The following is an 11,136-nucleotide window of genomic DNA, read 5'->3' as shown; positions in this document are numbered from 1 at the left end:
TCGTAATGACCCAGCACAGTCGGGACCTGTCGCGCCGCCGGCTGCTGTTCGGCGGGGCCGCGCTCGGCGCCGGTGCACTGCTCACCGCGTGCACCAGCAACGAGGCGGCGCCGACCGCGGCGCAGACCAAGGCGGCCGAGACCGCCACCGGCGGCAACGCCGCGCCCGGCAAGAAGGTGACCGTCGGCTTCTCCGCCCCGGCCGCCGACCACGGCTGGATCGCCGCCATCACCAACAACGCGAAGGCGCAGGCCGGCGCGTACTCCGACGTGGAGTTCAAGTCGGTCGAGGCCGGCGCGGACGCGGCGGCCCAGCGGGCGGCGTTGTCCACCCTGCTCTCCCAGAAGCCCGACGTCATCGTGCTGCTGCCGCACGACGGCAAGGAGCTCAACGCGTTCGGCCTGGAGGCCATGAAGGCCGGCATCCCGGTGGTCAACCTGGACCGTGCGTTCCCGGACGCGCGGGCCTACCGGCTCCAGATCAAGGGCGACAACTACGGCATGGGCGTGGCCGCCGCCACCTACGTCGCCGAGCAGCTCAAGGCCAAGGGGGTCAGCAACCCGGTCATCGGCGAGATTCCCGGCATCGACTCGCTGGAGTTGACCCAGGAGCGGTCGAAGGGCTTCGCCGACACCCTCGCCTCGTACGGGCTGAAGGTGGCCAACCGGCGGCCGGCGGAGTTCACCGCCGACTCCGGCCAGCAGGCCGCCACGGGCCTGTTCCAGGCGCTGCCGAAGCTCGACGCCCTCTGGAACCACGACGACGACCAGGGCATCGGCGTGCTCGCCGCGGTCAACCAGACCGGCCGCAAGGAGTTCTTCATGGTCGGCGGCGCCGGCTCGAAGAAGGCGATGGAGGACATCCAGGCCGACAACACGGTGCTGAAGGCCACGGTCACCTACAGCCCCTCGATGGCCTCCTCCGCGATCTCGCTCGCCCGGCTCATCGGCCAGGGCAAGGGCATGTCCGACCTGGTGGAGCTCCAGGTGCCCAAGGAGATCGTGCTGGCCTCCGAGACGATCACCAAGGAGAACGCGAGCAACTACCTCAAGCTCGGGTTCTGACACACGGGGGGAGACCCACCTTGTCCACTCACGACAGGCACCTGCGGGTCGGCATGGTCGGCTACGCGTTCATGGGCGCCGCGCACTCGCAGGCGTGGCGCACCGTGAACCGGGTGTACGACCTGCCGGCGCGGGTCCGGATGGCGCTGATCTGCGGCCGGGACACCGGGAAGGTGGCCGACGCCGCCGACCGACTCGGCTGGGACGCGTACACCACAGACTGGCGGCGGCTCGTCGAGTCCGACGAGATCGACGTGGTCGACATCTGCACACCGGGGGACAGCCACGCCGAGATCGCGATTGCCGCGCTGGCCGCCGGCAAGCACGTCCTCTGCGAGAAGCCGCTGGCCAACACGGTGGCCGAGGCCCGAGCGATGGCCGCCGCCGCGGCCACCGCGCGGGAGTCCGGGGTACGGGCCATGTGCGGCTTCACCTACCGCCGGGTCCCCGCGGTCACCCTGATGCGCCAACTGGTCGCCGAGGGAAGGCTCGGCACCATCCGGCACGTCCGGGCGGCCTACCTCCAGGACTGGATCGTCGACCCGCAGTTCCCGCTGGTCTGGCGGTTGCAGAGGGACAAGGCGGGCTCCGGGGCGCTGGGGGACATCGGCGCGCACATCATCGACCTGACCCAGTACGTCACGGGTCAGCGGGTCAGCGGGGTCAGCGCGATCACCGAGACCTTCGTCAAGGAGCGCCCGCTGCCGGGCGGGTCGAGCGGCCTGAGCGCGCACGTCGACGGCCACGGCTCGGTCGACGGGCACGGGCCGGCCACCGGTCTCGTGACCGTGGACGACGCGGCGGTCTTCGTCGCCCGGCTCGATGGCGGGGCACTGGCCACGTACGAGGCGACCCGGTTCGCCACCGGGCGCAAGAACGGGCTGCGGGTGGAGATCAACGGCTCGCTCGGCACCGTGGTCTTCGACCTGGAACGCATGAACGAGCTGGAGTTCTACGACGCGACGCGGCCCGCCGCCGAGCAGGGCTTCACCCGCATCCTGGTGACCGAGGGCGAGCACCCGTACATGTCGGCCTGGTGGCCGCCGGGCCACATCATCGGCTACGAGCACACCTTCACCCACCAGGCGCGGGACTTCGTCGAGGCGATCGCCGCCGGCACCGACCCGGCGCCCTCGTTCGCCGACGGGCTCCAGGTCCAGTTGGTGCTGGACGCCGTGGCCCGCTCCGCCGAGCTGGGCTCCTCGTGGGCCGATGTCGAGCCGACGCTGGAGGCGGTGGCGGCGTGACCCGGCCGGCGGCGGCGCGGTAGGCGCCGCTGCCCGAGAGGCTTTCCGGACCGACCGGCGAGGGACCCGCCGCGGTTGCGCCCCGCGGCGGGGACGAGGTCGGCTCCGGAGGGCGTGTGGCCGGGCCCCGCCCGGCGCGCACGACAGCAGGACGGTCGTCCGGTGCGGCCGGACCGGGATTCCCCGGCCGCACCGGAGGGCCGAGCACCACCGGTCACCTGGGCTCCGGCCGGACGACCGCGCACCACCGGTCACCCGGCTCCGGCCGGACGACCGGGCACTACCGGCCCTCCGGTCGACGCCGGGCGGCCGCGCACCGAGGTTGCGGGGGAGGCAGGGACGGGACGCCGACCGCCCCTGCCTGCCAGCCCCGTCCGTCCCCGTCCTCAGGGGACTCCGTCCGGCGTCGTCGACGCCGCCTTCGGCGCCGGACGGGGTGACCGGGGGACGGGCGGGGCGCAATACCTCGGAATGCATCGACTGCGGCACGGCCGGTCCCGCCGACCAGGAAAGGAGCACCATGCGTACGGGTGTCTGGCTGGTGGGGGCGCGCGGCTCGGTCGCGACCACCAGCGTCGTCGGGGCGCTCGCCCTGCGGGCCGGGCTGACCGGCCCGACCGGCTGCGTCACCGAGCTGCCCGAGCTGCGGGGCCCCGCCCTGCCGTCCTTCGCCGATCTCGTCTTCGGCGGCCACGACCCGGTGGCCACGCCGCTGGCGAAGCGGGCCGAAGCGCTCGCCGACGCCGGGGTGCTGCCCGCCCGGCTGGTCGCCGCGCTCGGCGCGGAGCTGGCCGCCGTCGACGACGAGGTGCGCCCCGCGCCCGCCGACGGGAGCCAGGCCGACCGGGCCGCCACCACCGTCGCCGACCTCACGGCGTTTCGGGCCCGGCACCGGCTGGGCCGGGTGGTGGTGGTCAACGTCTCCGCCACCGAGCCGGTGCCCGCCCCGCACCCCGCGCACGCCGACCCGGACGCCCTCGCCGCCGCGCTCGCCGGCCCCGACGAGGTGCTGCCGTCCAGCTCGCTGTACGCGTACGCGGCGTTCGTGGCGGGCTGCCCGTACGTGGACTTCACGCCGTCCACCGGGGCCCGGCTGCCGGCGCTGGAGGCGCTGGCGGACCGCCACGGCCTGCCGTACGCGGGCCACGACGGCAAGACCGGGGAGACCCTGGTCAAGTCGGTGCTCGCCCCGATGTTCGCGATGCGCCACCTGACCGTGCGCTCCTGGTCCGGGACGAACCTGCTCGGCGGCGGCGACGGCGCGAACCTGGCCGACCCGGATGCCAACGCCGCCAAGGTGCGCAGCAAGGACCGGGTCGTCGGCGAGATCCTCGGCTACGTCCCGCAGGGCCACACCCGCATCGACTACGTCGAGGAGCTGGGCGACTTCAAGACCGCCTGGGATCTGGTCACCTTCGCCGGATTCCTCGGCACCGGGATGCGGATGGAGTTCACCTGGCACGGCTGCGACTCCGCCCTCGCGGCCCCGCTCGTGCTCGACCTGGCCCGGCTCACCGCCGCCGCGCACGCCGCCGGCCGGCGCGGGCCGCTGATCGACCTCGCGTTCTTCTTCAAGGACCCGCTCGGCGCGCCGACCCACTCGCTGGTCGAGCAGTGGGACCGGCTGACCCGCTTCACCGCAGCGCTGCACGCCGACGCGGGCGGTGCGGCATGACCACGCTCCGCGACCTGGCCGAGCTGGTCCGGGCGCCCGCCGCGCTCTCCGTACCGGGGGACGTGCTGGCCGGCGCGGCGGCGGCCGGGGCGCTCGGCCGGCGCACGCCCGGCCTGGCCGCCGCGTCGGTGCTGCTCTACTGGGGCGGGATGGCCGCCAACGACTGGGCCGACCGGCGGCTGGACGCCGTCGAGCGCCCGGAGCGGCCGATCCCCGGCGGCCGGGTCAGCCCGCCCGCCGCGTTCGGCCTCGCCGCCGGCCTCACCGCCGCCGGGGTCGCGCTGGCCACCGCCGCGGGCGGCCGGCGCGCCGCCGCCGTCGCCGTCCCCCTGGCCGCCGCCGTCTGGGGGTACGACCTCGCGGCCAAGAACACCGCCGCCGGTCCCGCCGTGATGGCGGTGTGCCGGGGGCTGGACGTGCTGCTCGGCGCGTCCGGCGGCCGGCTGTGGCGGGCCGTGCCCGCGGCGGCCACCGTCGCCGCGCACACCTGGACGGTCACCGAGCTGTCCCGCCGCGAGGTCTCCGGCGCCGACCGGCGGCTGCCGCGTACCACGCTCGCCGGGACCGCCCTGGTCGCCGCCGCCGCGGTCGGTCCCCGCCCCGCCGCCGCCCCGGTCGCCCTGACCGCCGGCTACCTGGCCCGGTACGGCGGCGCGCAGGCCCGGGTGCTCGCCGACCCGTCGGCCGGGCGGGTCCGCGCCGCCGTCGGCGCCGGCATCACCGGCCTGCCGGCGCTGCAGGGCGCGCTCACCGCCCGAGCCGGGGCCGGGCTGCTCGGCGTCGCGGTCGCCGCCGCCGCGCCGCTGGCCCGGCTGCTGGCCCGGAAGGTGGCCCCGACATGACCGCCGACCCCGCCGCGCTGGGGCTGCGCTTCGGGTACGGCACCAACGGCTTCGCCAACCACCGGCTCGACGACGCGCTCGCCGTCCTGGCCGACCTCGGCTACCGGGGCGTGGCGCTCACCCTGGACCACGACCACCTCGACCCGTTCGCCCCCGGGCTGGCCCGCCGCACCGCCGCCCTGCGGCGCCGGCTCGACGCGCTCGGCCTCGCGGTCGTCGTCGAGACCGGGGCCCGGTACCTGCTCGACCCGTGGCACAAGCACGCCCCGACGCTGCTGCACGACGATCCCGCCCGGCGGATCGAGTTCCTGCGCCGGGCCGTCTCGGTCGGCGCGGACCTCGGCGCCGAGGCGGTGTCGTTCTGGGCCGGCGTACGCCCCGCCGGGGTCGCGCCGGACGTCGCCTGGGACCGGCTGGTCGCCGGCTGCGCCGTGGTCTGCGACGCGGCCGACGCGGCGGGCGTGCCGCTCGGCTTCGAGCCGGAGCCCGGGATGCTGGTCGAGGACATCGCCGGCTGGCGGCGGCTGCGGGCCGCGCTGGGCGACCCGGCGGTCTTCGGCATCACCCTCGACATCGGGCACTGCCGTTGCCTGGAGCCCGTCGACGTGCCCGACTGCGTCTGCTCGGTCGCCGAGCACCTGGTCAACGTGCAGATCGACGACATGCGCCGGGGCGTGCACGAGCACCTGGAGTTCGGCCAGGGCGAGATCGACTTCCCGCCGGTGCTGCGGGCGCTCGCCGACGCCGGCTACCGGGGGCTGGTCGCCGTGGAGCTGCCCCGGCACTCGCACGCCGCCCCGGGCGTGGCCGCCCGGTCCCTCGACTTCCTCCGCGCCGCCGCCGCGACGGCAGCCAGAGCCGCCGCCACGGCGGAGGCCGGTCGTGTCGTTCCCGTGCCCGCGCGGGCCGGGGAGCACGGCGGCTGACCGCACCGACCCACGAAGGGAGACGGGATGACACCCGAACGACTACGCGCCGCGCTGCGGGGCGTACCCGACCCGGAGTGGCTGGACGCGGCGCGGGAGCGCGTCGCGGCCGAGCCGGCGACGATCGCGCGGTGGTTCGCCGCCGCGGCCCGCCGCTGCGGCCGGCACCCGCTGCCCGACGCGCCCGGCTGGACGGCCGACGAGGCCGCCCGGGCGCTGCTGCTGGCCGCGCTTCCCGCCGGCCACGCCGGGCACGCCGCCGACCTGTACCGGCACGGCGACGCCGCCGAGAAGCGGGCCGTGCTGCGGGCCCTGCCGCTGCTGCCGATCGGGGCGGCCGGCGTGTCGCTGCTGCACGACGCGGTCCGGACCAACGACACCCGGCTGCTCGCCGCCGCCCTCGGCCCGTACGCCCGGCACCTCGACCCGGCCGCCTGGCGGCAGGCCGTGCTCAAGTGCGTCTTCACCGGCGTCCCGCTGGCCGCCGTGCACGACCTGGACGCCCGCGCCGACGGCGAGCTGGCCGCGATGCTCGCCGGCCTGGCGGCCGAGCGGCACGCCGCCGGGCGCACGATCCCGGCCGACGCCGCCGACCTCCTCGACCGGCTCACCGCCGGCGCCGGCGACGCCGGCGACCCCGGCGACCCCGGCGGCGCCAGCGGCGTCGGCCCGGCCGCCCGCCCCGCCACCGGAAAGGCGTGACCATGCGCATCTTCGATCCGCACATCCACATGACCTCCCGCACCACGGACGACTACGAGCGGATGGCCGCCGCCGGGGTCCGGGCGATCGTCGAGCCGGCGTTCTGGCTCGGCCAGCCGCGCACCAGCCCGGCCAGCTTCGCCGACTACTTCGACTCGCTGGTCGGCTGGGAACCGTTCCGGGCCGGGCAGTTCGGCGTCCGGCACCACGCCACGATCGCGCTGAACCCGAAGGAGGCCAACGACCCCCGCTGCCGCCCGGTGCTCGACCTGCTGCCCCGGTACCTGGACAAGGACGGCGTGGTGGCGGTCGGCGAGATCGGGTACGACTCGATGACGCCGGAGGAGGACGAGGCGTTCGCCGCCCAGCTCGCCCTGGCCGTCGCGCACGACCTGCCGGCGCTGGTGCACACCCCGCACCGGGACAAGGCCCGGGGCGTCGAGCGCAGCCTGGCCGTGGTCGCCGAGTCCGGCATCGAGCCGGGGCGGGTGGTGCTCGACCACCTCAACGAGGTCACCGTGAAGCTGGTCCGGGACACCGGCTGCTGGCTGGGCTTCTCCATCTACCCCGACACCAAGATGTCCCCGCCCCGGATGGTGGAGCTGCTCAAGGCGTACGGGACCGAGCGGATGCTGGTGAACTCGGCGGCCGACTGGGGGCGCTCCGACCCGATGCTCACCCGGGCCACCGGCGAGGCGATGCTGGCCGCCGGCTTCACCAACGACGACGTCGACCGGGTGCTGTGGCGCAACCCCGTCGAGTGCTACGGCCAGTCCGGCCGGCTCGACCTGACGGGCGTGGCCGACGCGGACGGCACGGCCGGGGCGGTCGGCCGCACGTTCGAGGGCAACTCGATCCTGCGCGGCGGCAGCTGATGCGGCTGCGACACGCCGACGGCCAGACCGTCCACCTCGGCTACTGCACCAACGTCCACCCCGCCGAGGACCTCGCCGGCATCCTCGCCCAGCTGGACACGTACGCGCTGCCGGTGCGCCGGGCCCTCGGCGGTGACCTGCTCGGGCTCGGGCTGTGGCTGGCCGCCCCGGTGGCCGCCGCGCTCGCCGCCGACCCGGCGTCGCGCCGCCGGCTGCGCGCCGAGCTGACCGCGCGCGGCCTGGAGGTGGTGACGCTCAACGGCTTCCCGTACGCCGCGTTCCAGGCGCCGGTGGTCAAGCACGCCGTGTACCACCCCGACTGGACGACGCCGCAGCGGATGGCGTACACCCTGGACCTGGCCCGGGTGCTGGCCGACCTGCTGCCCGACGACGCGGCCCGCGGCTCGGTCTCCACCCTGCCGCTGGCCTGGCGCGACCCGTGGGACGCCGGCCGGGCCGACGCGGCGCGGCGGCGGCTCGACGAGCTGGCCGCCGGGCTGGCCGGCGTCGAGCGGGACACCGGCCGCCCAATCCGGGTCGGGTTCGAGCCGGAGCCGGGCTGCGTGGTGGAGAGCACCGCCCAGGCCGCCGCCCTGCTCGGCGGGGCCGACCCGGGCCGGCTCGGGATCTGCCTGGACCTGGCGCACCTGGCCTGCGCCTGGGAGAAGCCGGCCGCCGCGCTGGCCCGGCTGGCCGCCGCCGGCCTGCCGGTGGTGAAGGTGCAGGTCTCCGCCGCGATCGAGGCGCCGGCCGGGGCGACGGACGCGCTGCGCCGCTGGGTGGAGCCGCGCTTCCTGCACCAGGCCCGGGGCGCCGGCTGCGCGCACGCCGCCGACCCGGCCGCCCCGGCGCACGCCGCCGACGACCTGGACGCGGCGCTGGACGCCCGCCTGCCCGGCCCGCTGCGGGTGCACTACCACGTGCCGCTGCACGCTCCGCCCGAGCCGCCGCTGACCGCCACGCTGCCGGTGCTGCGCGCCGCGCTGGGCGCGCTGTTCGCCGGGCCGGTCGCCGGCTGCGACCACCTGGACGTCGAGACGTACACGTGGGGGGTGCTGCCGGAGGCGCGGCGGCCCCGCGACGACGCGGAGCTGGCCACCGGGATCGCGGCCGAGCTGGCCTTCGCCCGGGACGAGTTGATCACAATCGGCCTCGCGCCGGTCGGGACAGGAGTGAGCGCATGAGCCGCCGACTGGTGGTGCTGGACGTGGTCGGGCTGACCCCGCGCCTGCTGGCGCACATGCCCCGGCTGCGCGCGGTGGCCGAGGGCGGGTTCACCGCCTCCCTCGGCACGGTGCTGCCGGCGGTGACCTGCTCGGCGCAGTCGACGTTCCTCACCGGGGAGCGGCCGAGCGGGCACGGGATCGTCGGCAACGGCTGGTACTTCCGCGACCTCGGCGAGGTGCTGCTCTGGCGGCAGCACAACGCCCTGGTCGGCGGGGAGAAGCTGTGGCAGGCGGCCCGCCGGGTCGAGCCCGGCTACACGGTGGCCAACGTCTGCTGGTGGTACGCCATGGGCGCGGACGTCGACTGGACCGTCACGCCCCGCCCCGTGTACTACGCCGACGGCCGCAAGGAGCCGGACTGCTACACCGACCCGCCGGAGCTGCACGACACCCTGACCGAGCGGTTCGGCACGTTCCCGCTGTTCACGTACTGGGGGCCGGGGGCGGGACTGCCCTCGTCGGCGTGGATCTGCAAGGCCGCCGAGGCGATCCTCGCCGACCACGCCCCGGACCTCACCCTGGTCTACGTCCCGCACCTGGACTACGACCTGCAACGCTTCGGGCCGTCCTCGCCGCAGGCCGCCGCCGCGGCGGCCGAGCTGGACGGGGTGCTCGGGCCGCTGCTGGACGCCGCCCGCGCCGCCGACGTCACGGTGGTCGCGCTGTCCGAGTACGGCATCACCGACGTCTCCCGCCCGGTGGACGTCAACCGGCTGCTGCGCGCCGAGGGGCTGCTGCGGGTGCACACCCAGGACGGCATGGAGTACCTGGACCCGTGGACGTCCCGGGCGTTCGCGGTCGCCGACCACCAGGTGGCCCACGTCTACGTGCGCGACCCGGCCGACGTGCCGGCCGTGGCGAAGCTGTGCGCCGGGCTGCCCGGGGTGGCAGAGGTGCTGGACGCCGACGGCAAGGCTGCGTACGGGCTGGACCACCCGCGCTCGGGGGAACTGGTGCTGGTGGCCGAGCCGGACGCCTGGTTCACGTACTACTACTGGCTCGACGACTCCCGCGCCCCCGACTTCGCCCGCCTCGTCGAGATCCACCGCAAGCCCGGGTACGACCCGGCGGAGCTGTTCTTCGACCCGGCCGCCCCGGGCGCGGCGAAGCGGCGGGCCGCCGTCGCGCTGGCCCGCAAGAAGCTGGGCATGCGGTACCTGATGAGCGTGGTGGGGCTGGACGCGGGCGCCCGGGCGGTGCGCGGGTCGCACGGCCGGCTGCCGACCGGCCCGGCCGACGCCCCCGTGCTGCTCTGCTCCGACCCGGGCCCGGCGCGGGACGCGGTGGCCGCCACCGACGTCAAGGCGCTGCTGCTGGAGCTGGCCGGCCTGGCTTCGGCGGACGCTCGGTTGTCGACGGAGTGACCAGGGAGGACACATGACGGCGACGGTCGCACCCACCGACGCGAGCGGCCTGCGTACCCGGGTCGACGCCGAGCTGGCCGCCTTCCTCGACCGGCAGGCGCTGCAGTGGCCGGACGGGACGCCCCGGGGGGTGTTCACCGCCCTGCACCGGTTCGTCCTGGCCGGCGGCAAGCGGCTGCGCCCGCAGTTCTGCTACTGGGGCTGGCGGGGCGCCGGCGGGGAGGACGCCGGCGGGGGCGACACACCCATCGTGATCGCCTCGGCGGCGCTGGAGCTGTTCCACGCGTTCGCCCTGATCCACGACGACATCCTCGACCGCAGCGACCAGCGGCGGGGCGGGCCCACGGTGCACCGGCTCTTCGCCGACCTGCACGCCCGCTCCGCCTGGCGGGGCGACCCCGAGGCGTACGGGCGCAACACCGCGCTGCTCTGCGGGGACCTCTGCGCGGCCTGGTCGGACCAGATGTTCCACGAGTGCGGGCTGAGCCGGGACGACGTGCACCGGGGGTACGCGGTGTTCGCCACGATGCGCACGGAGGTGATCGCGGGGGAGTACCTGGACCTGGTCTCCGGGGTGGGCGACGGCTCGGTGGCCAGCGCGCTCACCGTGATCCGGCTCAAGGCCGCCCGGTACACGGTGACCCGGCCGCTGCAGATCGGCGCGGCCCTGGCCGGCGCGCCGGCCGAGCTGCTGGCGACGCTGGCCGAGTTCGGCGACCCGCTCGGGGACGCGTTCCAGCTCCGCGACGACGTGCTCGGCGTCTTCGGCGACCCGAACGTCACCGGCAAGCCCGTCCTGGACGACCTGCGCGAGGGCAAGCCGACGGTGATGATGGCGCTGGCCAGGGCGGCGGCGGACCGGGCGCAGGGCGCCCGGCTGCGGGAGCTGTTCGGCAACCCGTCCCTGGACGCCGACGGCGCGGCCGAGCTGCGCGGCATCATCGAGGCCACCGGTGCCCGGGAGGAGATCGAGCGGATGATCCGGGTACGCGCCGAGGCCGCGCTGCGGGTGCTGTCCGACGCCCCGCTCACCCCCGCGGCCCGCAGGGCGCTGGCCGACCTCGCCGCCCGCACCGTGCACCGCACGACCTGAGCCAGGACTCCGACCTCCCGCGGTCGTGCAGTTGGTGCCCCGGCAATCCGGGCGAAGGCCGCGAACCGGGGGCCGAAAGTGCAAGATCGCGGGGAGGGGGTGCGGGGCTTCCGTGCGGGGTC

The 11,136-nt window shown here is 76.1% G+C and carries 10 protein-coding genes; all 10 read left to right on the top strand.

All coding sequences use genetic code 11. The features are described 5' to 3' along the window. The first annotated feature begins 5 nt into the window (after window positions 1–5). The 10 genes from ACGFIZ_RS27975 (at window position 6) to ACGFIZ_RS27930 (ending at window position 11,014) form a co-directional block, all read left to right on the top strand. Window positions 6–1,064 carry a substrate-binding domain-containing protein gene (locus tag ACGFIZ_RS27975; protein ID WP_393424177.1) on the top strand — a complete coding sequence of 353 codons (1,059 nt, stop codon included), beginning with the start codon at window positions 6–8 and terminating at the stop codon, window positions 1,062–1,064. A gap of 20 nt (window positions 1,065–1,084) precedes the next feature. Further along, a complete protein-coding gene (locus ACGFIZ_RS27970; protein WP_393424174.1) occupies window positions 1,085–2,311 on the top strand; it encodes a Gfo/Idh/MocA family protein in 1,227 nt (408 codons plus the stop codon). 520 nt (window positions 2,312–2,831) lie between these two features. After that, window positions 2,832–3,986, top strand: coding sequence for an inositol-3-phosphate synthase (locus ACGFIZ_RS27965; protein WP_393424171.1), 1,155 nt, complete (start codon window positions 2,832–2,834; stop codon window positions 3,984–3,986). Then, on the top strand, window positions 3,983–4,828 hold the full coding sequence (locus ACGFIZ_RS27960; protein WP_393424168.1) for an SCO3242 family prenyltransferase: 846 nt from the start codon (window positions 3,983–3,985) through the stop codon (window positions 4,826–4,828). The genes ACGFIZ_RS27965 and ACGFIZ_RS27960 overlap by 4 nt, the downstream gene beginning before the upstream one ends. Next, window positions 4,825–5,754 (top strand): sugar phosphate isomerase/epimerase family protein, encoded by a 930-nt coding sequence (locus tag ACGFIZ_RS27955; protein ID WP_393424165.1) that lies wholly within the window; start codon window positions 4,825–4,827, stop codon window positions 5,752–5,754. Before ACGFIZ_RS27960 ends, ACGFIZ_RS27955 begins: the two co-directional genes overlap by 4 nt. 27 nt (window positions 5,755–5,781) lie before the next feature. Next, on the top strand, window positions 5,782–6,456 hold the full coding sequence (locus ACGFIZ_RS27950) for an EboA domain-containing protein (RefSeq protein ID WP_393424162.1): 675 nt from the start codon (window positions 5,782–5,784) through the stop codon (window positions 6,454–6,456). Between the two features lie 2 nt (window positions 6,457–6,458). After that, window positions 6,459–7,331, top strand: coding sequence for a TatD family hydrolase (locus tag ACGFIZ_RS27945; RefSeq protein ID WP_393424159.1), 873 nt, complete (start codon window positions 6,459–6,461; stop codon window positions 7,329–7,331). Continuing rightward, window positions 7,331–8,515 (top strand): metabolite traffic protein EboE, encoded by a 1,185-nt coding sequence (gene eboE / locus ACGFIZ_RS27940; RefSeq protein ID WP_393424156.1) that lies wholly within the window; start codon window positions 7,331–7,333, stop codon window positions 8,513–8,515. The genes ACGFIZ_RS27945 and eboE overlap by 1 nt, the downstream gene beginning before the upstream one ends. Continuing rightward, window positions 8,512–9,921, top strand: coding sequence for an alkaline phosphatase family protein (locus ACGFIZ_RS27935; RefSeq protein ID WP_393424153.1), 1,410 nt, complete (start codon window positions 8,512–8,514; stop codon window positions 9,919–9,921). Before eboE ends, ACGFIZ_RS27935 begins: the two co-directional genes overlap by 4 nt. Before the next feature lie 13 nt (window positions 9,922–9,934). Continuing rightward, window positions 9,935–11,014 carry a polyprenyl synthetase family protein gene (locus tag ACGFIZ_RS27930; RefSeq protein WP_393424150.1) on the top strand — a complete coding sequence of 360 codons (1,080 nt, stop codon included), beginning with the start codon at window positions 9,935–9,937 and terminating at the stop codon, window positions 11,012–11,014. Window positions 11,015–11,136: the final 122 nt, after the last annotated feature.

The organism is Micromonospora sp. NPDC048830 (genome assembly GCF_043198215.1).
GTDB lineage: Bacteria > Actinomycetota > Actinomycetes > Mycobacteriales > Micromonosporaceae > Micromonospora.
Note: the sequence above shows the minus strand (reverse complement) of the source record. Positions and strands in the feature narration are given on the sequence as shown.